Source organism: Paraburkholderia elongata, assembly GCF_013177735.1.
Taxonomy (GTDB): Bacteria; Pseudomonadota; Gammaproteobacteria; order Burkholderiales; family Burkholderiaceae; genus Paraburkholderia; species Paraburkholderia elongata.
The window spans coordinates 1-23281 of sequence record NZ_WOEZ01000161.1; the positions used below are offsets into that span (position 1 = coordinate 1).

Here is a 23281-nt window from a genome sequence, read left to right on the forward strand (position 1 = left end):
TCGGCATGACCTTCGACATCGGCAACTGGGCATGGCGCGATGTCGCGCCGCTCGATGCCGCCGGGCCGCTGGCTGCACACGTCGAATACATCCATTGCAAGACGGCGGTGGGCGAGGGCGCACGACGCTTTCCCGCCGCGCCGGCCGCTGGAGACACGCAGTTCGCCGCAGTGCTCGACAAGCTGCCGCGCCACGTGCCGCGCGGCATTGAATTTCCGTTCGATGCGAACCGTATCGAAGCGGACGCGGCGCACTACGTCGCGTGGCTGGCCGCCGCGTAAGCGGCGCGCAGGACCTTAAAAAAATACGCAGGAGCGAAGCATGAGCAACACAACCGCAGCACTCGACGTCATCACTTACGGCGAAGCGATGGCCATGTTCGTGGCCGCCGACACCGGCGCGCTCGCCGGCGTCGGGCAATTCACCAAGCGCGTCGCGGGTGCCGATCTGAATGTGGCGATCGGTCTGTCGCGACTGGGTTTCAAGGTGGGTTGGATGAGCCGGGTCGGCAACGATTCGTTCGGCCAGTACGTGCGCGACACGCTGAAGAAAGAAGGCATCGACCAACGCTGCGTCACCACCGACGAGCGCTACCCGACCGGTTTCCAGCTGAAGTCGAAGAACGACGACGGCAACGATCCGGCCGTCGAGTACTTCCGCAAGGGGTCGGCGGCGAGCCACCTGTCGTTGGCCGACTACGCGGCCGATTACGTGCTGCCCGCGCGTCATCTCCATCTCACGGGCGTGGCGCCGGCAATCTCGGCGAGCTCGTGCGAACTCGCATTCCATCTGGCGCGTGAAATGCGTGCCACAGGCAAGACCATTTCGTTCGACCCGAATCTGCGCCCGACGCTGTGGCCCTCGCGCGCCGCGATGGTCGAAGGGCTGAATGCGCTCGCCGCTTTGGCCGACTGGGTGCTGCCCGGCATCGGCGAAGGCGAGATCCTGACCGGCTATACGCAGCCGGACGACATCGCAAGGTTTTATCTCGACCAGGGCGCGCGCGGCGTGATCATCAAGCTCGGCGCAGAAGGCGCGTACTTTCGCACCGCCGACGATGCCGCCGTGATCGCCGGTCAACCGGTGGCGAAGGTGGTGGACACGGTTGGCGCGGGCGATGGCTTCGCTGTCGGCGTGGTCAGCGCGCTGCTCGAAGGCAAGACACTGCCGCAAGCGGTCGCGCGCGGCAACCGCATCGGCGCACTGGCGATCCAGGTGATCGGCGATTCGGAAGGCCTGCCGAGCCGCGCCGAACTCGACGCGCTCGAACGTGCCGATGTGCCGCGCGTCGCAACCGCGGCCTGAGCGCGGGTGAGCCGCGCACAACGCCGCGTCCAGTGCATTCAGCCGTTCAGCCATCCGGCCATCCAGCATTAGCTAGCTCGATAACAGCAAGAGCGCTCGAACAGCGCCCCATGACCGCCCCTTATTGCCTCGGGAAGCCGTTAGCAACTATCTTGCATGGGACCAGAGTAAGCGCTAAAGCGCCAACTGTGGTCGACAAAGGAGACTCCTATGACCTCATCGCTTGCAATTCGCCGCTGGTGGACGATCATGCCGATCGTATTCATCACGTACAGCCTTGCTTATCTCGACCGTGCGAACTATGGTTTCGCATCGGCCGCCGGCATCAACCAGGACCTCGGCATCAGCAAAGGGCTGTCGTCGTTGATCGGCGCGTTGTTCTTTCTCGGCTATTTCTTCTTCCAGATTCCCGGCGCGATTTACGCGGAACGCCGCAGCGTGAAAAAGCTCGTGTTCTGGAGCCTGATCCTGTGGGGCGGTTGCGCGGCGCTGACCGGCATGGTCAGCAATATCCCCTCGCTGATGGTGATCCGCTTCGTGCTCGGCGTCGTCGAAGCCGCGGTGATGCCGGCGATGCTGATTTTCATCAGCAACTGGTTCACGAAGAGCGAGCGCTCGCGGGCCAACACCTTTCTGATTCTCGGCAATCCGGTGACGGTGCTGTGGATGTCGGTGGTATCCGGCTATCTGGTGCACTCGTTCGGCTGGCGTCACATGTTCATCGCCGAAGGCGCGCCCGCGATCCTCTGGGCGGTGTGCTGGTGGTTCATCGTGCGGGACAAGCCGCAGCAGGTGTCGTGGCTCACGCAGCAGCAAAAGGACGACCTCGCCGAAACCTTGCGCGCCGAGCAGGCCGCGATCAAGCCGGTGCGCAATTACAGCGAAGCGTTCCGCACGCCTGCGGTCATCAAGCTGTGCGCGCAGTATTTTTGCTGGAGCATCGGCGTGTACGGTTTCGTGTTGTGGCTGCCGTCGATTCTGAAGAACGGTTCGACGCTCGGCATGGTCGAAACCGGCTGGCTCTCGGCGCTGCCGTATCTGGCTGCAACGATCGCCATGCTTGCGGCTTCGTGGGCATCGGATAAACTCAACCGCCGCAAAGTGTTCGTGTGGCCGTTCCTGCTGGTCGGTGCGGTTGCGTTCGCCGCATCGTATGCGCTCGGCTCCACGCACTTCTGGATTTCGTACGCGCTGCTGGTGATTGCCGGCGGTGCGATGTATGCGCCGTACGGACCGTTCTTCGCGATCGTGCCGGAGCTGCTGCCGAGGAACGTCGCGGGCGGTGCGATGGCGCTGATCAACAGCATGGGAGCGCTCGGTTCGTTCGTCGGCTCGTACGTGGTCGGCTATCTGAATGGCGCGACCGGAACGCCCGCGGCATCCTATGCGTTCATGAGCGTCGCGCTGGTCGCCGCGGTGATTCTGACGCTGATCGTCAAACCGCAGCCGCAAGCGCAGCCACTGAGCAAGCCCGCCACGCTCGCTACACCGTTGCAAGGAAAATAAGCAGATGAAGAAGATCGTCGCCTGGAAGTCGCTGCCCGAGGATGTGCTCGCGTATCTGCAACAGCATGCGGAAGTCGTGCAGGTCCACCCGGCGCAGCACGGCACATTCGTCGCCGCGTTGAAGGACGCGGACGGCGGCATCGGTTCGAGCGTGAAAATCTCGTCGGCGATGCTCGAAGGCGCGAGCCGTCTGAAGGCGCTGTCGACCATCTCGGTGGGCTACGACCAGTTCGACGTCGCCGACCTCACGCGCCGCGGCATTCTGCTCGCGCATACGCCGGACGTACTGACTGAATCCACCGCGGATACGGTGTTCTCGCTGATCCTCGCGTCGGCGCGGCGCGTGGTCGAACTCGCGGAGTGGGTGAAGGCAGGCCAGTGGAAGCACAGCATCGGACCCGCACATTTCGGTGTCGACGTGCAGGGCAAGACGCTCGGCATCGTCGGGCTGGGACGGATCGGCGGCGCGGTCGCGCGGCGCGCGGCGCTCGGCTTCAACATGAAGGTGCTGTACACGAATCGCAGCGCGAACGCGCAGGCGGAACAGACCTACGGTGCACGCCGCGTCGAGTTGGCGGAGCTGCTCGCCACCTCTGATTTCGTGTGTCTGCAGGTGCCGCTCACGTCCGAGACAAAGCACATGATCGGCGCGGCGGAACTCAAGTCGATGAAGAAGAACGCGATCCTGATCAACGCATCGCGCGGCGCCACGGTCGATGAGCAGGCGCTGATCGAGGCCCTGCAAAACGGCACGATTCACGGCGCGGGTCTGGACGTGTTCGAGACCGAACCGCTGCCGGCCGATTCGCCGCTGCTGAAAATGGCGAACGTGGTAGCGCTGCCGCATATCGGTTCGGCGACGCACGAGACCCGTCATGCGATGGCGCGCAACGCGGCGGAAAACCTCGTCGCCGCGCTCGAGGGTACGCTCGCGATCAATATCGTCAATCGCGAAGTGTTGAAGAAATGAGCACGACGCCGCTTGCCACCACCCGCCGCGCGACGATCACCGACGTCGCGCGCGAAGCAGGCACGGGCAAGACCAGTATCTCGCGCTATCTGAATGGCGAGATGAGCGTGCTGTCGCCGGAATTGCGCGCGCGCATCGAGGCTGCGATCGAGCGTCTCGACTATCAGCCGAATCAGATGGCGCGCGGCCTCAAGCGTGGCCGCAATCGCCTGATCGGCATGCTGGTCGCCGATTTGACCAACCCGTATTCCGTCGAAGTGCTGCAAGGCGTGGAAGCCGCTTGCCACGCGCTTGGCTTGATGCCGCTGATCTGCCACGCGGCCAACGAAGTCGAAATGGAGCGGCGCTATCTGCAACTGCTGACCACGTATCGCGTGGAGGGCGTGATCGTCAACGCGCTCGGCGTGCGCGAGGAAACACTGCGGCCGGTGGGCGACGGGGGGATCCCGGCGGTGCTGGTCGACCGTTCGGTGGAAGGGCTCGTCGCCGACATGGTCGGACTGGACAACCGGGCGGCCGCTGAGCTCGGCACGCGGCATCTGCTCGACAATGGGTTCGACGATATCTGGTTCGTCGTGCAGCCCTTCGAGCAAGTCAGTTCGCGGCAACTGCGCGAGGCGGCGTTTCGCGAGGTGATGAGCGGCGCGGGTGCCAAGGGCCGTGAGGGTGGACTTGGTGGCAAAGGCGAAGGTAGCAGGACGGGCAGCAAGGGCGGCGCGCTTGGACATACGTTGGTGCTGAACCTTGCGGAGCCGGCAGCCGTGGAGCGTGCCCTCGCCGAACTGGACCGCGCAATTGATGCGGCTGGCGGTCCTCGCGGGGCCGTGGCCAACGCGACAGGAAACGCCGGACGCAGCGCCGCACGCAGCGCCACTGATAACGCGACAGGCAACGCCATAGATAGCGCCACCGGCAAACCCAGACGCATTGCCTTGTTCGCGGCCAACGCGCCGGTCGCGCTGTGCCTCGCCCTCCATCTGAAGGCGCGATATGGCGCGGATTGGCAGGCGCGCGTCGCGCTGCTGTCGATCGACGATCCAGAATGGGCCGAATTGACCGGCGTTACCACGATTCGCCAGCCGACCTACGAGATCGGCTACCGCGCGGTCGAGTTCCTCCACGAGCGCATCGAAGGGGTGCAAACCACCGCGCGCGACTGCCTCCTGCCAGGCGAACTGATCGTCCGCGCGTCAACTTCGCGCTGATCTGCGATCATTCGGGCTGCGGCGCGCAGCGGGTGCGCGCCGGTCATCGCAAGGAAACTCATGGTTGTTGCACCGCTTACCCTCTCGAGCCTCGCCGTCGCGACGCTGCTGGTCGGCGCCTTACCGTTCCTGATCTACCGCCGTCTGCGCCGGCCGCTCGCGCTGAACCCCCGCGACGCAATCGTCGGCATCGCCGTGTTCGCCCTGTTCGCGACGGTGATCGAGCGCGCGCTGAATGACTACGTGCTGCATCGGAACGAAGCGACCGCCACCTTCCTGTCCAATCCGCTGGCCTTCGTGGTGTACGGCGCACTGGTTGCGGGTATCTGCGAGGAAGTGGGGCGTTTCATCGGCATGCGCCTTTTGCTCAAGCGCGCGGCAGCGAAGTCCGGGTCCGCTGCGAGCACCGGTGACGGCATGGCGCTGACCTACGGCCTCGGCCACGGCGGCGCTGAAGCCTGGCTGGTCGGTGTGCTGGTGCAGCTTCAATGGATCCTGTTCGCCGTCTTCGAAAACCGCGGCGAACTGGACGGCTATCTGAGCAATCTGCCGACTGACTCCGTGATGCGCATCCACCTGATTCTAGCCAGCCTGACGCCGCAGACGGCCGGCATTTTCGCGCTCGAACGGGTGGCCGCGCTGGTGTTCCAGATCGGCTTGTCGGTGCTGATGTGGCGCGGCGTACGGGCTGGGTGGCGTGGAATCCTGCCGCTCGCGATTGCGCTGCATGCGCTGGTCGACGTGCCGGCCGCGTTGTTCCAGGCGCAACTCGTGTCGCTCGCCGAGGTGGACGGCGTGTATGCGCTGGGGGCGGTGATTGTCGCGGGTTTGCTGTTCAGAGCGTTCCGTCGGCCGGCGGTTGCCGTGTGAGTCGCTTTTGAGCCACTTGTGAGCCGCTTGCTACACAGACCATCCGTGATTCTCTAACTTTCGGCGTACCCTTTCGGTACACCGTTCAGGCTCATCCTTTCGGCACACCTCATGGAAGAAGCTTACCAATACGACTGCGCGAATCTCGAGTTCGAGGAATTGGCGCGCGTCATCAGCGATCTGTTTCCCGAGCAGACGCAGTTCATCCAGCGTGCGGGCGAAGACGCCACGCCGCCGACGTTGGCGATACATTGGGTTGCAATGCGTTTCGGTGCGGCCGCGCGCCGTATCGTGATGACCGTGGTGATTGCGCCGACGGCGTTGGCGCGTTATCGCGCGTTGCCGGCGCGGCTGCGTGGCCGGAGTTTCGCGGTGCTGCGGGCGTATGTCGAGGCGAGCATCGGCTCGCTCGAAGAGCAGTATGCGAACGGCGAGGCGGTGCCGCGCGATGTGACGGTGGATCTCGGCGACGAGTTTGCTTAAGTCAATCGGCAAGCCGATAGACCTTCGCGAAGCGTGCGGCCTGCACCACGCCGTAGTCGCCCGGGGCGTACTGCATGATCCAGTCACCGGCGGCGCCGTGCAGCACATCGCCGCCACTCGCTGAGCGGGCCAGTGAAAACGCTTCGTTCATCTGTTTGGCCAGCACGACGGCCGGACGGTTGCGATAAGCGCCCGGTTCGCCGTGAGCGAGGGCGGGGTCTTCCGGCAGGTATTTGGCGTCGAAACGTTCGCGCGAGACGACCCATCGGTCGCCGGTCGAGCCGGCGATCAGCGCGTCGCCGCGGGCATAGCGGTTCGGGCCTTCCAGGCTCATCAGCTCGCCCTCGGCGGCGGCGAATTCAACGCTCACGGTTTCGTTTTTGACGACGCGCTGGGCGTTGGCATCTTTACTCAGGTCGAGATTTTTGAGTTCGGTCATGAAGCGAGTGGGTGTAGAGAGATAGACAGCCGCGCCGGAACTTGGTGTCTCGACGCCACGTACTCGCAATCATGCCAGATGCATTTGAAGATCGGCTTCTTTTGCCATAGGCGGGGAAGGCGGCGAGCAGGTCCGGTTCGATCCGGCGCTCGCCGATCTGAACGGCAAGAACATCAGCCTCGGACGGAACGGCTTGGGTCGTTCGCCTGTAAAGCGGGCTCGTAGACAGAAAGCGCCGTGTGGCACGCTGATTGGGCGAAGACCAGCGCCGTAGGCACGCGGACAGATCCCGCCGCCAAAGGCAAAAGAACCGGACGCGCAGCGCAGAAACTCGCGCTGCGCGTAATCAACCGTGCAGTTAGCCGCTTGCGGCTTCACAGTCGCATCATTCGCTCGCCGGTGCCTTCTTGCCGTCACCCTTGCCATGGTGACGATGGCCGCCCTCAGGGCCGCCCTGATGGAACGTCACGTCGGCCAGCTTCTTCTGTTCCGGCGAGAAGCTGCTATACAGCGGATCGAACGCATCGACCAGTTTCTTCATGCCGTCCGCATGCGCTTGCGCGATCGTCGCGTATTGCTTCATGTCGTCGATCGCCGACAGGTTCGTGTCGGCCTTGCGCTGCTGGAACAACTGCCCCATCGTCTGGCCATTGTTGCGCATGACATCGGCGAACGCGTTCCATTGCGATTCCTGCGCCGGCGTGATCTTCAACTGCGTGTGCAGGTAGGCGATGCGGTCTTCGACATTGCGCTCGTGGCCAACTTTTGCGGCAGGTGCCGAAGCCGAGGCGCCCATCGGTGCCGAAGCCGGCGCGGAAGTTTGTGCGAACGCGCCGCTCATGGCGACTGCGGTGGCCAGCATTACGAGTGCTTTTTTCATCGAAACTCCTGATGTCTATTCGAATTAGGACAAGACGAGCATGGCGAGCGGCCCAACACGCGTCGGCATAGCGACGCAAGGCGGCCGGCTGCCCACTTCGCCGTCGCCGCTATTAGTATCACGATATCCCTACAATGCGGCTCTTGTGCGACAAACGCTTACAACCGAAACGAACAGGAAATAGCGGGTGGACAAATTCGTCAGCATGGAAATCTTCGTCGCCGTGGTCGAAGCGGGCAGTCTCACGGCGGCGGCCGAGCGATTTGACATTTCGTCGGCGATGGTGGGCAAGCACATCCGCTCGCTTGAAACGCGGCTCGCGACGCGGCTGCTGACGCGCACCACGCGCCGTCAGAGCCTGACTGAAATCGGCAGGCACTATTACGAGCACTGCAGGCGTATTCTGGCGGACGTCAAGGAGGCGGAGTCTCTTGCCGAGGCAATGGCAGCCGCGCCGCGTGGAGTGCTGAAGGTGACGGTGCCGCTGACGTACGGCGTCGAAGTCTTTGCCCCGGCGATGACCGACTACCTGAACGCCTGGCCGGACGTGAGCCTCGAACTGGATCTGTCGAATCGCGTGATCGACCTGGTGGAAGAGGGCTTCGATGCGTCGGTGCGAATCGGCCATTTGCCGGATTCCGGTTTCGTCGCGCGGCCGTTGAAGCCTTACCGGATGCGCGCATGCGCGTCGCCGGCCTATCTGGAGCGGGCCGGCACACCGCGCACGCCGGCCGATCTCATGCAACACGAATGCCTCGGTTTTCTGCATTGGGGCCGCGAGGGTTTGTGGCGGCTAGGCGGCGAGACCGCGGACGAAAACCAGCTGCGCGCCGGACGGTTCCGGGCGAACAACGGCCAGGCGCTCAAGGTTGCCGCATTACGTGGCTTCGGGCTGGTGTTGCAGCCGGAGGCGCTGCTTGCGAGAGAGATCGCCAGCGGCGAACTGGTGTCGGTGCTGGAAGACTATTTGCCCGAGGGCGCGCCCGTCCATCTGGTCTACCCACGCGACCGCCGCGCCACGCCGAAGCTCACCAGCTTTATCGATTTCGTGATCGAGCGGTTCGGGGTGTGATCTTTCGGCGTTCCTCTGCGTGCCGCCCGATGTTAAAGACGCGCGATAATCCGCTCCACTGCTGACCAACTTCTTACCCCCGATGAGACCTCCGCGCCTCGACCAACTCGACAACCTCGACCGCAACCTCGTTGCGCTGCTGCAAGCCAACGCTCGTGAGAGCGTTGCCAATCTCGCGCGTCAACTGGACGTGGCGCGCACCACCGTGATCGCCCGGATCGCCCGGCTCGAGCGCAGCAACGTGATCGGCGGCTATAGCGTGCGGCTCGGCCAGGACGTGCTCGACTCGAGCATCCAGGCATACGTCGGCATCATCATCGCGCCGAAGTACGGGCCTGCCGTGCAGAAACGTCTCGGCAAGATGCCCGAGGTGCAACTGCTCTGCGCGGTGAGCGGCGAGTTCGACTATGTTGCTTGGCTGCGCGCCGATTCGCCCGATCGCCTCAACGATCTGCTCGACGAGATCGGCGGCCTGGAAGGGGTGGAGCGAACCACGACGTCGATCATTCTTGCGCGCAAGATCGACCGCGGCATGGTGTGATCCCGCTGCCCAATTTTTACGCCGTTTTGACATGTTTTCGACATATCGACTGATAGTGTCGTCATAACGTCGAAGTTCATGGTCATAGCGCAGCATTTTGCTCGTATGAACTGTTTTTGCTTCTCCCTAAACTGTGTCTCAAGGGTTCAGCCCGCCGGGCGCCGCGCTTAAGCGCGGCGCACTTCCCAAGCTGGAGACAGCAGACACAGAACAAGGAGAAGCGCATGAAAGTAGCCATCGTTGGCGCAGGTTTGATCGGTCACACCATCGCCCATATGTTGCGCGAAACCGGCGACTACGACGTCGTCGCGTTCGACCGCGACCAGAACGCGCTCGATAAGCTCGCCGCCCAGGGCATTCCGACCCGCCGCGTCGATTCCGCTGACGCTGCCGCGCTGCGCGCCGCCGTTCAAGGCTTTGACGCGCTCGTCAACGCGCTGCCGTATTACCTGGCGGTGAACGTGGCCTCGGCCGCCAAGGGCGCGGGTGTTCACTACTTCGATCTGACCGAAGACGTGCGCGCCACCCACGCGATTCGCGAGATCGCCGACTCCGCCGATCACGCCTTTATGCCCCAGTGCGGTCTGGCGCCGGGCTTCATCGGTATCGCCGCGCATGAACTGGCAAACCGTTTCACTGAAATCCGCGACGTCAAGATGCGCGTCGGCGCGCTGCCGGAGTTCCCGACCAACGCGCTGAAGTACAACCTGACGTGGAGCGTCGATGGCCTGATCAACGAGTACTGCCAGCCGTGCGAAGCGATCCGCGACAGCCGCACGCAGTGGGTGCAGCCGCTCGAAGGCCTCGAACACTTCTCGCTCGACGGTACCGAATACGAAGCGTTCAATACGTCCGGCGGCCTGGGTACGCTATGCGAAACGCTGTCGGGTCGGGTCGAATCGCTCGACTACAAGTCGGTGCGCTATCCGGGCCACCGCAACCTGATGCAGTTCCTGCTGGAAGACCTGCGTCTTGCGAGCGACCGCGATACGCTCAAGACCATCATGCGCCGTTCGGTGCCTTCGACCGCGCAAGACGTCGTGCTGGTGTTCATCACCGTGAGCGGCATGCGTGATGGTCAACTGGTGCAGGAAGTGTTCACCCGCAAGATCTTCGCAAAGACCGTGTGCGGCGTGCCGATGAGCGCGATCCAGATCACCACCGCTGGCGCGATGTGCGCGGTGCTCGATCTGTTCCGCGAGCAGAAGCTGCCGCAAAGCGGCTTCATTCGTCAGGAGCAGGTGTCGCTGCGCGACTTCCTCGCGAACCGCTTTGGCCAGCTGTACGAAGGGCAGTCGCTGGATGCGATGGTAACGGTGTAAGCGGCTGTCGCGTTGAGGCTCAAAACCGAGGGCCGTGCGACGACGTGGCAATGACTGCCGCGCGCAACGAAGAAGGCCTCGTAGAAGGCCGCCTTAGAAAAGCGCAGGAACACCCCGCACTGCGGGGCGTTTTGCGGTTCAGACGCCGGTGCTGAATAGGCTGCTGCAGGGGCTACTACGCTTGGCACTACTCAGGCAGCTACACGGGCAGCTACACAGGCAGCTACACAGGCAGCTGCACGGGCAACTACATAGGTAGCGGCGGCAGCATCGCAGACGACGTATGCGGCCCGCCTACTAGGCGTGCGAGCAACGCTTCGTAGTCCGCGTGGGTTGGCGAGGTGTTGTCGAACATCAACAGATCTTCGCAAATCTCACCGCTCGGCACGAAGCGGCGCTGCCGATACTCGTCCCAATGCGCAAGTTTATAGGCATCGTTCGGATTGCCGCGATCGACGATACGCTGATGTGCCATCTCTTCCGATGTGGTGATCCACACCACCCGCAGGACCACGTCCGCGCCGACGCCCAGCCAGGCGCGATCGAAGAGGCGCCGCTCGCGCACTTCGCGCGAGAGCGGCCCGACCACCAGCGCACTGACGCCGAGTTCGAGATTGTCGCGGGCGGTATCGAGCAGGCCGCGATACTCGGGATCGCGCAGGTGCTGGAGGAAAAGCGGGCTGTCGCGGTCGTTCGGATCGCCGGTCAGCATGGCCATGGCGGCCGCGCTGTAGCCGCCGAACAGCGTATCTTTATCGAGCAGGCAGAAGGGCGAACCGCTCGCCTGCATGAGCGGGCCGATCAGCTTCTTTGCCAGGGTTGTCTTACCGGTGCCTGCGTGACCGCAGAAGAAAACCAGGTGAGTCACGAAGACGTGTCCTCAGGCGCGGCGGGCGGGATGGCGGCGTGCTGCGGGTCGCGCGCGAACTTGCCGCTGGCTTCCAGCCACATCACATTGATGATGCCGAAGCCCAATGCCACGCCGATGCCGAGAATCCAGGTGAAATACCACATTGCAGACTCCTTGAGCGTATGTCCGTCGAGGCAGGCGATGAAGCGCTGCGCATAGCCGGTAGAGAAGCAAACATGTCTGGCAGACAAAGGTAGCACGCGGCGGATCTGAGGGTAAATCCGCAGCGCGCGGCGCCCACAGCGCAGCGCTTTGCAGCGATCATGAAGAAGAACGCGGCAGCGCGCAAGTGGGCGCGTAGACAGTTGGCCGTTTGGCCAGGATGGCAGAACGGCCGCGCGTTGCTATGATGCGTGGCAGTGTGTGAGCGGGAGAAATCAGGATGGCAAATCTATGGATTCGTGGCGTTGACCAAACGTTGTATGACGCACTCATTCGCGAAGCTGAAGCGAATGGGCGCTCGGTGGAGGAAGAGCAGCGGGCGATTCTGGAGGAGGCGTTGCAGAAGGTGTACAACCGGCAGTTCGTCAGGGCATTGATGAGCATCCCCAATGTTGGGGAAGACTCGGACTTTGAGCGGGTGAACGACAGGCGCGAGGCTCCGGTTGTATTTGATTGATACCAACGTCATTAGCGAGATCAGACGTTGGGAGCGTGCTAATCCGGGGGTACGGCGATTTTTCACGCAAGCGGAGAAGGAAGAGCGCGAACTCTATCTTTCTGTCATCACTGTAGGAGAATTGCGACGCGGCGTTGAGCAGGTGCGGCAACGCGGAGACCTGCCACAAGCAATCGTGCTTGAACGATGGATGAACGCCGTGCTGACTAGGTTTGCCAGGAGCATTTTGGCCATTGACGAGGCCGCTGCCCATGCATGGGGCAGGCTGCGCGTGCCCCAATCGGAGCCTGCCGTCGACAAACTGATCGCCGCCACTGCGCTGACGTGCGACCTCGTAGTGGTGACACGCAATGTCGCCGATTTTGCAGTACCCGGCATCCGGGTAGTCAACCCGTTCGACTGATCGTTCAACCGGCGCGCAAGAGCCGAGGGTGCACAACATCGCGCAATGCGCCTATAACAAGAGCAACACTACCAATAACACGGGAGACCCAGCATGCCGATGCGCCAGCACTTCCACTGCAAAGCCGCGCTGCTTGCGCTGGCTATCGCGTCGCTCGCCGGTTGCGCCTCGACACCTGCCGAACCGGTCGCGTTCAAGGAGGTGCCGCAAGCGCGAATCGTCCAGCCCGGTTACACGCAGCCCGGCACCGGACTGGTTGCCGTGGACGTGCGGCGCGAACGTTCTCGCGACCTTATCGTCCGGTTCCGCGATGCCTTGGTGTATATCGACGGCGAGCAGGTCACCGATCTGATGAACGGTGAACACGTAGTCTTCTATCTAAGTGCGGGCGTGCATCGCATCGGTGTCTCCACGCAATTCGATCCGGTCGTGGAGATGCGCTTTATGGTCACGGCCGATACGCGCTATACGAACCGCGCGTCTGTCACCTTCAGCGAGGATCACCGGATCGCTTTGCGCAGGGTTGCCCAATAGCGCAGGGCAGGTCCTGACAACGCCGGATTGCGGCGGGTCGTGCCGGGCAGTACCGAACCGCACCGCGCCCGCACCCGCACCCGCACGCAAGCTTTAACAATTGGCTACATGACGTTCGCGCATAGCCCTTAACATGGCGGCTGTCGTGTATTCGTTCATGCAGATCCGCCACAGGGCTTACACACAGTGCGAAGCCGGCCGGTCTGTTCCGTTTTCAAGGTAATCCAACATGCTGATCAATTGCGCCGCCTATCAGGACGGCCGGAAGCTGGCTGACATCGATATCGATAGCATCAGCGACTACGTGGCGCGGCCCGAGTGCTTCGTCTGGGTCGCGCTGAAAGACCCGGAGCCGGGCGAACTGGCGGTGATGAAACACGAGTTCGGCCTGCACGAACTCGCGATCGAAGATGCGCAAAACGGCCATCAGCGTCCGAAAATCGAGGAGTACGGCGAGTCGCTATTCGCCGTCATGCATACCGTGGAAATGGACGACGAGGGCGAACTGCTGATCGGCGAGGTCGACGTCTTCGTAGGGCACAACTATGTGCTGTCGGTGCGCCGCGGTGCGCGCACCGGCTTCCAGAACGTTCGCGCCCGTTGCGAGCGCGAGCCGCAATTGCTCAAGGAGGGCTCGGCATTCGTGCTGTACGCACTGGCGGACGACATCGTCGATCGTTATTTTCCGATCGTCGAGGCGATGAACACCGAGATCGAAGCACTCGAAGACCGCATCTTCGAGCGCAACAATTCGGCGGCATCGCGCGCGATCATCGAGGATCTGTACTCGTTGAAACGCCGTCTCGTGATCTTGCAGCATCACATTACACCCCTGCAGGCAGCGATCGGCAAACTGACGGGCGGCCGCATTCCGAGCATCTGCGAAGGCATGCAAGCCTATTTCCGCGACGTCTACGACCACCTCGAGCGGATCGTCAAAACCATCGACGGCCGGCGCGAAATGGTGGTTACCGCGGTGCAGATCAATCTGGGGATGATCTCGCTGGTCGAAAGCGAGGTGACCAAGCGGCTCGGCTCGTTCGCCGCGTTGTTCGCGGTGCCGACCATGATCGCCGGCATCTACGGGATGAACTTCCAGAGCATCCCCGAGTTGCATTACGAGTTTGGTTACCCAGTCTGTCTTGCCGTGATGCTGACCGTGGATCTGATCTTGTACTGGCGCTTCCGCAAGGCCGGCTGGCTTTAACACACCGATAGCCGCCGAGCAGCCGGTGCCGTCCAATACAGCCGCACCGCTGCGACATTCGCGCCACACCCCCACCGCCCCGCGTTGTTCCCGCTTGCACCGTGCGCAATAAAAGTCCAGCATAGGCGGCCCGCCGGCTGCGGAGCTTGCAGCTAGCGGCAAATTCGCCACGCATAGACCAAGCGAGGAACCCTTGCCAAAACGCAGCCTACCGGTGCGCTTACCCGCCGCGCCGGGTCGAACCCATCGAGCGCACCGCATCGACGCACTTTCTGCGTCCCGGTGCATCGCAACGCTGCGAATCGTTGACAGTCCGAACCGGGCACGCTGAGAATGGGCCTCGCAAAGGTTTGCGCGCAACTAAAAAATACGGCTCGACCGTGAGCCCGACAAACTCTGGAGATAAGCATGAGCCATCGCATTCGCCGCCGCATGCTGGCGGCCGCAGTTCTCGTCACCGCCACCGCCGCTTTGCCGTTTTCGTCCGCATACGCACAAAGCGCACCTGCCCATAAGCCGAAGGTCGCGCTGGTCATGAAGTCGCTCGCGAACGAGTTCTTCCTGACCATGGAAACCGGTGCGAAGGACTACCAGAAACACAATTCCTCCCAGTTCGATCTGATCACCAACGGCATCAAGGACGAGACCGATACCGCGAACCAGATCCGGATCGTCGAACAGATGATTGTCTCGAAGGTCGATGCGATCGTGCTGGCTCCGGCTGACTCGAAGGCGTTGGTACCGGTCGTCAAGAAGGCCGTCGACGCGGGCATCATCGTCGTGAACATCGACAACCGGCTCGATCCGGACGTGCTCAAGTCGAAAGATCTGAACGTGCCGTTCGTCGGCCCGGATAACCGCAAGGGCGCGCAGAAGGTCGGCGACTACCTGGCCAAAAAGCTGAAGGCGGGCGACGAAGTCGGCATTATCGAAGGTGTGTCTACCACCACCAACGCGCAACAACGCACCGCGGGCTTCAAGGACGCCATGCAGACCGTCGGCGCCAAGGTCGTGTCGGTGCAATCGGGCGAATGGGAAATCGACAAGGGCAACGCGGTGGCGTCGGCTATGCTCAATGAGTATCCGAACCTGAAGGCGCTTCTGGCCGGCAAAGACAATATGGCGATCGGCGCGGTCTCGGCCATACGCGCGGCCGGCAAGCAGGGCAAGGTGCTGGTGGTCGGCTATGACAACATCAACGCGATCAAGCCGATGCTCAAGGACGGCCGCGTGCTCGCCACCGCCGACCAGTACGCTGCCAAGCAGGCCGTATTCGGTATCGACACCGCGCTGAAGGCGATCAGCGAGCACAAGAAGCAGTCGCAGTTGTCCGGCGTGGTGGAAACGCCGTGCGACCTGGTGACGAAGTAAGCGTCGGGTAGCCAGTACCGGAATACGCACGACAGGAAGCACCGTAACAAACCCGGGCACGCGGGTTCGCGCTCACGCCATTGCATGCTGAATGCATGGAAAAAATACGCGAATCCGCGCCAATTCAATAAACGCTCAAGAAACCTGCTGCGCCGCCGTTAAATCCAGAGGTAAGCGTCATGACGGTGGCTGCGCGGCGAGAGGGGGCGTGGTCGAAAGCGCCTGCGCATTCCGCGCATTGGGCCGGCATGACACGTGGCTGTCGTTGGCGGCCTCATGCGAGCGAATCGCATGAAGCCGCCCCGGGAGCCCCGGAACCAGGATTGCGATGGATTCAACCGATCACGATGCCTTGCCTGCCGTGCTGTCTGTAAGCGGCATCGGTAAGACTTATGCCGAACCGGTGCTCGCCGACGTGTCGCTGTCGCTGCGCGCCGGTGAGGTATTGGCGCTCACGGGCGAGAACGGCGCGGGCAAGAGTACGCTGTCCAAAATTATCGGCGGCCTTGTCGACCCGACCACCGGCACGATGCGCCTTGGCGGGGCGCCCTACGCGCCGGCGAGCCGCACGGAAGCCGAAGCGCTCGGCGTGCGCATGGTGATGCAGGAGTTGAATCTGCTGCCGACGCTGTCGGTGGCCGAAAACCTGTTTCTGAACCGTCTGCCACAGGCGGGCGCGTTCCGCTTCGGCTGGATCGATCGCCGCAAGCTGCGCGAGGATGCGCGCCACGCGATGGCGCAAGTCGGGCTCGAGGCGATCGATCCGGATACGCTGGTCGGCGAACTCGGCATCGGGCATCAGCAGATGGTGGAGATCGCGCGCAATCTGATCGACGACTGCCGCGTGCTGATCCTCGACGAGCCGACCGCGATGCTGACCGCGCGCGAAGTGGACCTGCTGTTCGAGCAGATCGACAGGCTCAAGGCGCGCGGTGTCGCGCTGGTCTATATCTCGCACCGGCTCGAAGAGCTGGCGCGGGTGGCCGAGCAGGTCGCGGTGCTGCGCGACGGCAAGCTGGTGCATGTCGACGCCATGGCGAACCTGACGAGCGATGAGATCGTCACGTGGATGGTCGGCCGGGAACTGGGCGAGCGGATCGATCTGGGCGCGCGCAACATCGGCGCGCCATTGTTGAAAGTGGACGGGCTCACGCGCAACAAGGCGGTGCGCGACGTGTCGTTCGAGGTGCGCGCGGGCGAGATTTTCGGCATCAGCGGGTTGATCGGCGCGGGCCGCACGGAACTGATGCGGCTGATTTACGGCGCCGATCAGAAGGACAGTGGGACGGTGTCGCTGGCCAAAACGCCGGGTGCGCCGCCCACGCCGGTGCAGATTGCTTCGCCGTCGGATGCGGTGCGGGCCGGCCTCGCGCTGATTACCGAAGACCGTAAAGGCGAAGGCCTGTTGCTGCCGCAACCGATCGCGGCCAACGTGTCGCTCGGCAATATCGGCCGCGTGGCGCGGCACGGCATCGTCGATGCGAAGCGCGAATACGCACTCGCGCAAAAGCAGATCGACGCGATGCGGATTCGCAGTTCGGGACCGGGGCAGATTGTCGGCGAGCTGTCGGGCGGCAACCAGCAGAAGGTCGTGATCGGCCGCTGGCTGGCGCGCGATTGCCGTGTGCTGTTGTTCGACGAACCTACGCGCGGCATCGACGTCGGCGCGAAGTTCGATATTTATGGTTTGATGGGTGCGCTCGCTCGTGACGGGCGCGCGCTTGTCGTGGTGTCGAGCGACCTGCGTGAACTGATGTTGATCTGCGACCGGATCGGCGTCATGTCCGCAGGAAGGATGACGGGTGTGTTCGAGCGCGACAACTGGTCGCAGGACGCGTTGCTGGCCGCGGCTTTCGCCGGCTATCGCAGCCGCGAAGCGCTGCTGCATGCCCCCGGCACCCATGAAGCAGGGAGTCTGTCATGACCGATCAATCGGTACGTGAAGGATCGAGTGGCACACCGGGCGCGCCGCAGGCAGGGGCAACGGTCACGCCGGCAGCCGACCCGTCCGCGCCGCTGGTGCCACTGGTGCCGCTGGTAAGTGGCAAGCCGGCCGGCACGCGGCTCGGCTTTTCGAACTACCTGGGCCTCGCCGGTGCGTTGCTGGCGATGATCGTGCTGTTCTCGCTGCTGAGTTCGCACTTTTTGACGTACGACACGTTCAGCACAATCGCCAATCAGATCCCCGATCTGGTGGTGATGTCGGTGGGCATGACCTTCGTGCTGATCATCGCCGGGATCGATCTGTCGGTGGGTTCGGTGCTGGCGCTGGGCGCCTCGGTGGTGAGCGTGGCGGCGTTGAAGTGGGGCTGGGGACCGCTGCCGTCAGCGCTGCTCGGGGTCGCCGCGGCGGCGCTGACCGGCACCATCACCGGCGCGGTGACGGTGGGTTGGCGGATTCCGTCGTTCATCGTGTCGCTTGGCGTGCTCGAAGCGGCGCGCGGCATGGCGTATCAGATGACCAATTCGCGCACCGCGTATATCGGCGACGCGTTCGATTTTCTGTCGAATCCGATCGCGCTAGGCATCTCGCCGGCATTTCTGATCGCGGTGGCGGTGATGGTGATTGCGCAACTGGTGCTCACGCGCACGGTGTTCGGCCGTTATCTGGTCGGCATCGGCACCAACGAGGAAGCGGTGCGGCTCGCGGGCGTCAATCCGCGGCCTTACAAAGTCATCGTGTTTGCGTTGATGGGCGCGCTTGCCGGGCTGGCCGCGCTGTTCCAGATTTCGCGTCTGGAAGCGGCCGACCCGAACGCCGGCGTCGGCATGGAGCTGCAGGTGATCGCGGCGGTGGTGATTGGCGGCACGAGCCTGATGGGCGGACGCGGTTCGGTCATCAGCACGTTTTTCGGCGTGTTGATCATTTCGGTGCTGGCGGCCGGCTTGGCGCAGATCGGCGCAAACGAGCCGACCAAGCGGATGATCACCGGCGCGGTGATCGTGGTGGCGGTCGTGCTGGATACCTACCGCAGCCGCCGTAAGCGCGCATGACGGTGGCGCCGGTTGCGGCACCTTGGCGTATCAAGAGCAGTCGAAGCTGGAAATGCGGTAAAGCGTAAGTATTCATGGGTTTGGTCTGTCTTCGATGAAGACGTCCGGTGGGTCGCCAGGTGGCGTGGCCGGCGGGAACAACAGGCAGGAGAGCAACAGGTTATGGCGACGATCAAGGATGTAGCGGCCGTGGCAGGGGTGTCGTTCACGACGGTATCGCACGTGGTGAACAACTCACGGCCGGTGTCGGCCGACGTGCGCGCGAAGGTCGAACACGCGATCCGTCAGCTTCACTATGTGCCGTCGGCGGTGGCTCGCTCGCTCAAGGCGCGGGCGACGGCGACGATCGGTCTGGTGGTGCCGAACAGCACGAACCCGTATTTCGCGGAGATGGCGCGCGGTATCGAGGATGGTTGCTCGCGCAACGGCTACTGCCTGTTCTTCTGCAATTCCGACGACGATCCGGCCAAGCAGCGTAACTATCTGCGCGTGCTGCAGGAAAAGCGCATCGACGGACTGATCGTCGCCTCCGCGGGTGATGACGCGGTGCTGGCGCAGACGCTCGCCGACGCCCATGAGCCGCTAGTCGTCGTGGACCGCAATATCGAAGGTGTGAACGCGGATCTGGTGCAGATCGACCACGAGAAGGGCGGTTATCTCGCGACGCGTCATCTGCTCGAACTGGGGCACGTGCGGATCGGCTGCATCACCGGGCCCGTGAAGACGGCGGTGAGCGCCATGCGGGTGCACGGCTTTATCCGCGCCATGACCGAGCGCGGCATCGAGATTCCGTCCGGGGCGATTGTCGAAAGCGATTTTTCGGGGACAGGCGGCCATCGCGCGGCTGGGCAGCTGTTCGATACCGTGAAGCCATCGGCGATTTTTGCCGGCAACGACATGATGGGCATCGGCGCGCTGCGCGCCGCGGCGGAGCGCAATATCAGCGTGCCGCGCGATTGCTCGATCATCGGTTTCGACGATATCGAACTGGGACGATTCACCTATCCGTCGCTCTCGACCGTGGGGCAGTCGGTCCGCGCGCTCGGCGATATGGCCGCGCAGACGCTGATCGAACGCATCGCCGGGACGTCGTCTGGCAGTCCGCGCGCGCTGGGTCGCCGGCGTGTCGTGTCGCCGCGCCTGATCGTGCGCGAATCGACCGCGACATGGGCCGGCGTAGCCAGGCGCGATCTGGCGGCCTGATATCGGGCACTGCGCGGGCACTGCGTTGCCGGGCGCGAGCTGAAAGGCTTCGCGTCCGGTCTTTCGCGCTGCTTTTGCGCTCTGTTGATCCTGAGCAAGAGTCGAGCACTGCGTCGGGCGCGAGAGCTTTGCGCCCGTTCTTAGGCGCGCCATTGCGCCCCCAAGTCGAGGGTTCCGCTTGAACCCTGATTGAACCCCGCTTGGCCCCTGCTTGCCCCCTGCTTGCCCCCCGTTTGAACCCACCTCGCCTCTCCGCGTTCGGCCTTCCGAGCCGCCTGAATTCACTTCCCTGAATGTCAAAAACGCCGCTTGACCTCGGCACAGGCGCGGCCTGTCAGTGGTTTGTAATTTCTTCCAATTGCTTACAACGTCTTTCTTCGTACCATATAAAACCTTCAAGTATGCAAGTGGAATGCCGTAAACGTGGGCATTAGAGCGCGGCCCCAAATCAGCGCCATGCAAGCAGACGCCACCCGCTACCCCGCGCTGCGCACGCAGCCTCTCATTTGCTAAGTACAGGAACAAGCATGTTGAACAAAGGCATCACGATCAAGGCGCGGATTGGCCTCACGATGGCTTTTCTCGCCGCGCTGCTGGTCGCCATCGGCGTTTTCGGTTTGTTCGGCATGAGCCGTTCGAACGACGCTTATCAGGACACTTTCACCAATGCAATGCCGAGCGCTGTCGATATCGGCGACGCCGAGCTGTATGCGGCGCGCGAGCGGCTGGCGCTCGACCGCGCGGCGTTCATGATCGGCACGCCGGACGCGGCGCCGACGATCGAGCGTGCGCGTTCGATGCGAGCTTCGTCCGACATGTGGTGGAAAAAGTATATGGACCTGCCGCGCAACGCTGAGGAAGACCGTCTCGCGCAGGACGTCATCGCCAAACGCGACGCGCTGCACCAGCAATTGGACGCGTTTGCGGCGATCATCACGGCGAACGACCAGAGCAAGGTCGTCGACGCTGCCAAGCGCTTGCAGGTAGCGTACAACGATCTCGCCAACTCGGACGACGCGCTGAGCAAGTTCCAGTTCGGCTCCGCCAAGCAAGGTTACGACTCCGCGCAAAACAGCTTCGAAGTGTTCCGCATGGTGAGCGCCGGCGCACTGCTGGTCGGCGTGCTCGCCGCCGTGCTGTCCTACGTGACGCTCAGCCGCGCGATTGCCCGCCCGCTCGGCGAAGCCCTCGGTCATTTCGAAACGATTTCCGCTGGCGATCTGCGCCGCCCGGTCGTCGTCACCTCGCGTGACGAAATGGGGCAGTTGCTCGAAGGCATCGCCAAAATGCAGCGCAGTCTCACCGAAACGGTGCGCACGGTGCGCGGCGGTAGTGAATCGATCGCGACCGCCACGCGCCAGATCGCGGCCGGCAATATCGACCTGTCCTCGCGTACGGAAGAGCAGGCGTCGGCGCTGCAGGAAACCGCGTCGAGCATGGAAGAGCTGACCGGCACGGTCAAGCAGAACGCCGACAACGCTCGCCAGGCGAGCTCGCTGGCGGCCAATGCGTCCGAGATTGCCAACAAGGGCAGCGCGGTGGTCGGCCAGGTGGTCGGCACGATGGGCGACATCAATCAGAGCTCGGCGAAGATTGCCGACATCATTTCGATCATCGAAGGGATTGCGTTCCAGACCAACATCCTGGCCCTGAATGCGGCCGTGGAAGCGGCGCGGGCCGGCGAAGAAGGGCGCGGGTTCGCGGTGGTGGCAGGCGAAGTGCGCAGCCTCGCGCAGCGTTCGTCGGCGGCGGCCAGGGAAATCAAGGAGCTGATCGACACTTCGGTGGAGCGCGTGCAGTCGGGCTCGGCGCTGGTCGACGAAGCGGGCCGCACCATGACCGAGATCATCGGTGCGGTGCAGCGCGTGACCGATATCATGGGGGAGATCGCAGCGGCCTCGGAAGAGCAAAGCAGCGGCATCGACCAGGTGGCGCGCGCGGTCACCCAGATGGACGAGGTGACGCAGCAGAATGCCGCGCTGGTCGAAGAAGCCGCTGCGGCAGCGTCTTCGCTCGAAGATCAGGCCGGCAAGCTGCGTACCGCGGTCGCGGTGTTCCAGCTCGAAGAAAGCGGCTACAAGGCGCCGGTGAGCGCGGCGCCGAAGCGCGCGGCCACGCCGGTTCGCTCGACGGCGGCACGCAAAGTGTCACATCCCACGTCACATCCGGTATCACAAGCGGGTGCGCAGCCCGTTACGGCAGCCAAGGCACCTGCCGCACCCGCGGCAACGCCGGTTTCCGCCGCACCGACGAGGGCGCCGGCCAAGGCAGTGGCGAGCGCCGGCAGCGATCAGGATTGGGAAACCTTCTGATCGGCCACGGTGATGCAACATTCGTTCCCGATGAAGCATTGGACGGAACCACGCTTATGCGGATCGGCCGCATGACGATAAAGACCGCGATTGTGCATGCAACCGCGGTCTTTTTTCATGGTCTGCGGACTAAGTAACGTTCACAATCGTTGTCCGCGCCCTGGTGAGCGTCGTGATCCGGTACATTGACGGGCGCGACTACGGCTTGCATCGGCAACATGGCCGCTTCAGGCTGTCAGCGCGCGAACCGTGAGCCCGCTATCCCAACTGCTGCGACTCAGCGGCAGCCCACCGCTCAACGCGCCAGCCATAAAGGACCGACATGACGCCATACGACCTCGCGAACCGCCTCGTCGAAGCCCGCCGGCAGCATCGCCCGATCGATGCGCCCCCACCCGACAGCCTGCCGCCTGACGCGGCAACCGCATACGCGATCCAGCAGGCTGTCATCGCAGGCCTCGGCGATTCGACGGGTGCGTGGAAGGTCGGCGCCAGAGCGCCGGGCGGGGCCGCCGCGGGCGCGCCGATTCCGGCTTCGCTGGTGCTGCCGTCCCCCGCGCGGGTGGCCCATTCCGGCTTCTTCAGGGTGCTGGTGGAGCTGGAGATCGCCTTTCGTTTCGCCGAGGCAATCGAGCCGCGCGGCCGGGCTTATGCGCGTGACGAGGTGCTCTCGAAGGTTGGTGTCGTGCTGCCGACCATCGAGATCGTCGATAGCCGCTTTACCGAGTGGCCCAATGTCGCGCCGCTCGCGCAACTGGCCGACGCACAGAACAACGGCGCATTGATCACCGGTCATCCGGTTGCCTATGCAGGCCTCGCGCGCGGCTTCGATTTCGTATCGCCCGAACTGGAGCTGAGTTTCGACGGCAACTCGCTGGTGCCGGACGCCACCGGCAATCCGGCTGGCGATCCGCGCGAACTGCTGGTGTGGTTCGTCAACCATTGCGCCGCCATGGGCATCACCATCGAGCCGGAATGGACGCTCACCACCGGTTCGTATGTCGGTGCGCACAATGTGGACAAGCCGGGCATTGTGCGCGGCCACATCGACGGTCTCGGGGAAGTGGAGATTGAACTGACCTGAGCTGAGCGTGGCGCGGTGTACTTGTAACGGTCCGCTTGTAACCGTCGGCTT

22 protein-coding genes and 2 pseudogenes are annotated in these 23281 nt (G+C 63.4%); 20 read left to right on the forward strand and 4 right to left on the reverse strand.

Annotated features, from left to right (window positions below):
• From GNZ13_RS28415 to GNZ13_RS28445, 7 genes and pseudogenes are all read left to right on the forward strand, one after another.
• Window positions 1-281, forward strand: a pseudogene (locus tag GNZ13_RS28415) (sugar phosphate isomerase/epimerase); the annotation flags it as partial.
• 40 nt (window positions 282-321) lie between these two features.
• Window positions 322-1305 carry a sugar kinase gene (locus GNZ13_RS28420; protein ID WP_172170765.1) on the forward strand — a complete coding sequence of 328 codons (984 nt, stop codon included), beginning with the start codon at window positions 322-324 and terminating at the stop codon, window positions 1303-1305.
• Between the two features lie 210 nt (window positions 1306-1515).
• A complete protein-coding gene (locus tag GNZ13_RS28425) occupies window positions 1516-2811 on the forward strand; it encodes an MFS transporter (RefSeq protein WP_172170767.1) in 1296 nt (431 codons plus the stop codon).
• Between the two features lie 4 nt (window positions 2812-2815).
• Window positions 2816-3781, forward strand: a complete 966-nt coding sequence (locus GNZ13_RS28430; RefSeq protein ID WP_172170769.1) for a 2-hydroxyacid dehydrogenase — start codon at window positions 2816-2818, stop codon at window positions 3779-3781.
• Window positions 3778-4986: a LacI family DNA-binding transcriptional regulator gene (locus tag GNZ13_RS28435; RefSeq protein WP_172170771.1), complete on the forward strand. Its 1209-nt coding sequence runs from the start codon at window positions 3778-3780 to the stop codon at window positions 4984-4986. Before GNZ13_RS28430 ends, GNZ13_RS28435 begins: the two co-directional genes overlap by 4 nt.
• Before the next feature lie 60 nt (window positions 4987-5046).
• The gene (locus tag GNZ13_RS28440; RefSeq protein WP_172170773.1) at window positions 5047-5856 is read left to right on the forward strand and encodes a YhfC family intramembrane metalloprotease; all 810 of its coding nucleotides are present in this window, start codon (window positions 5047-5049) and stop codon (window positions 5854-5856) included.
• 111 nt (window positions 5857-5967) lie between these two features.
• Entirely contained in the window at window positions 5968-6339 is a 372-nt protein-coding gene (locus GNZ13_RS28445; protein ID WP_172170775.1) for a DUF3022 domain-containing protein, read from the forward strand.
• Window position 6340: 1 nt separating this feature from the next.
• On the opposite strand, the gene GNZ13_RS28450 is transcribed toward GNZ13_RS28445, so the two are convergent.
• On the reverse strand, window positions 6341-6778 hold the full coding sequence (locus GNZ13_RS28450; RefSeq protein WP_172170777.1) for a PGDYG domain-containing protein: 438 nt from the start codon (window positions 6776-6778) through the stop codon (window positions 6341-6343).
• Between the two features lie 369 nt (window positions 6779-7147).
• Window positions 7148-7658: pseudogene (locus tag GNZ13_RS28455) on the reverse strand (Spy/CpxP family protein refolding chaperone); the annotation flags it as partial.
• A 187-nt stretch (window positions 7659-7845) separates the two neighbouring features.
• Between GNZ13_RS28455 and GNZ13_RS28460 the strand changes: the two are divergent.
• The 3 genes from GNZ13_RS28460 to GNZ13_RS28470 all read left to right on the forward strand — a co-directional run bounded on the left by GNZ13_RS28460 (window position 7846) and on the right by GNZ13_RS28470 (window position 10593).
• Window positions 7846-8730 (forward strand): LysR substrate-binding domain-containing protein, encoded by an 885-nt coding sequence (locus GNZ13_RS28460; RefSeq protein ID WP_172170781.1) that lies wholly within the window; start codon window positions 7846-7848, stop codon window positions 8728-8730.
• 82 nt (window positions 8731-8812) lie between these two features.
• Entirely contained in the window at window positions 8813-9271 is a 459-nt protein-coding gene (locus GNZ13_RS28465) for an Lrp/AsnC family transcriptional regulator (RefSeq protein WP_172170783.1), read from the forward strand.
• Between the two features lie 224 nt (window positions 9272-9495).
• A complete protein-coding gene (locus tag GNZ13_RS28470; protein ID WP_172170785.1) occupies window positions 9496-10593 on the forward strand; it encodes a saccharopine dehydrogenase family protein in 1098 nt (365 codons plus the stop codon).
• Window positions 10594-10840: 247 nt separating this feature from the next.
• Here GNZ13_RS28470 and GNZ13_RS28475 read toward each other — a convergent pair whose 3' ends face one another.
• Entirely contained in the window at window positions 10841-11461 is a 621-nt protein-coding gene (locus GNZ13_RS28475; RefSeq protein ID WP_172170787.1) for an AAA family ATPase, read from the reverse strand.
• Window positions 11458-11607, reverse strand: coding sequence for a cytochrome bd-I oxidase subunit CydX (cydX, locus tag GNZ13_RS28480; protein WP_172170789.1), 150 nt, complete (start codon window positions 11605-11607; stop codon window positions 11458-11460). The genes GNZ13_RS28475 and cydX overlap by 4 nt, the downstream gene beginning before the upstream one ends.
• A gap of 278 nt (window positions 11608-11885) precedes the next feature.
• Between cydX and GNZ13_RS28485 the strand changes: the two genes are divergently transcribed.
• The 10 genes from GNZ13_RS28485 (at window position 11886) to GNZ13_RS28530 (ending at window position 23230) form a co-directional block, all read left to right on the forward strand.
• Window positions 11886-12122, forward strand: a complete 237-nt coding sequence (locus tag GNZ13_RS28485) for a FitA-like ribbon-helix-helix domain-containing protein (RefSeq protein ID WP_172170791.1) — start codon at window positions 11886-11888, stop codon at window positions 12120-12122.
• Window positions 12109-12525 carry a type II toxin-antitoxin system VapC family toxin gene (locus GNZ13_RS28490; RefSeq protein ID WP_172170793.1) on the forward strand — a complete coding sequence of 139 codons (417 nt, stop codon included), beginning with the start codon at window positions 12109-12111 and terminating at the stop codon, window positions 12523-12525. Before GNZ13_RS28485 ends, GNZ13_RS28490 begins: the two co-directional genes overlap by 14 nt.
• A gap of 93 nt (window positions 12526-12618) precedes the next feature.
• On the forward strand, window positions 12619-13059 hold the full coding sequence (locus tag GNZ13_RS28495) for a hypothetical protein (RefSeq protein WP_172170795.1): 441 nt from the start codon (window positions 12619-12621) through the stop codon (window positions 13057-13059).
• A 229-nt stretch (window positions 13060-13288) separates the two neighbouring features.
• The gene (gene corA / locus GNZ13_RS28500) at window positions 13289-14266 is read left to right on the forward strand and encodes a magnesium/cobalt transporter CorA (RefSeq protein ID WP_172170797.1); all 978 of its coding nucleotides are present in this window, start codon (window positions 13289-13291) and stop codon (window positions 14264-14266) included.
• A gap of 408 nt (window positions 14267-14674) precedes the next feature.
• Window positions 14675-15637 (forward strand): sugar ABC transporter substrate-binding protein, encoded by a 963-nt coding sequence (locus GNZ13_RS28505; protein WP_172170799.1) that lies wholly within the window; start codon window positions 14675-14677, stop codon window positions 15635-15637.
• 328 nt (window positions 15638-15965) lie between these two features.
• A complete protein-coding gene (locus GNZ13_RS28510) occupies window positions 15966-17561 on the forward strand; it encodes a sugar ABC transporter ATP-binding protein (protein WP_172170801.1) in 1596 nt (531 codons plus the stop codon).
• Complete coding sequence (locus GNZ13_RS28515; protein ID WP_172170803.1) at window positions 17558-18631, forward strand: ABC transporter permease; 1074 nt, start codon at window positions 17558-17560, stop codon at window positions 18629-18631. Before GNZ13_RS28510 ends, GNZ13_RS28515 begins: the two co-directional genes overlap by 4 nt.
• Before the next feature lie 162 nt (window positions 18632-18793).
• Window positions 18794-19834 (forward strand): LacI family DNA-binding transcriptional regulator, encoded by a 1041-nt coding sequence (locus GNZ13_RS28520; RefSeq protein ID WP_172170805.1) that lies wholly within the window; start codon window positions 18794-18796, stop codon window positions 19832-19834.
• A 527-nt stretch (window positions 19835-20361) separates the two neighbouring features.
• Window positions 20362-22146 (forward strand): methyl-accepting chemotaxis protein, encoded by a 1785-nt coding sequence (locus tag GNZ13_RS28525; RefSeq protein WP_172170807.1) that lies wholly within the window; start codon window positions 20362-20364, stop codon window positions 22144-22146.
• A 322-nt stretch (window positions 22147-22468) separates the two neighbouring features.
• Complete coding sequence (locus GNZ13_RS28530; protein WP_172170809.1) at window positions 22469-23230, forward strand: hydratase; 762 nt, start codon at window positions 22469-22471, stop codon at window positions 23228-23230.
• Window positions 23231-23281 lie beyond the last annotated feature (51 nt).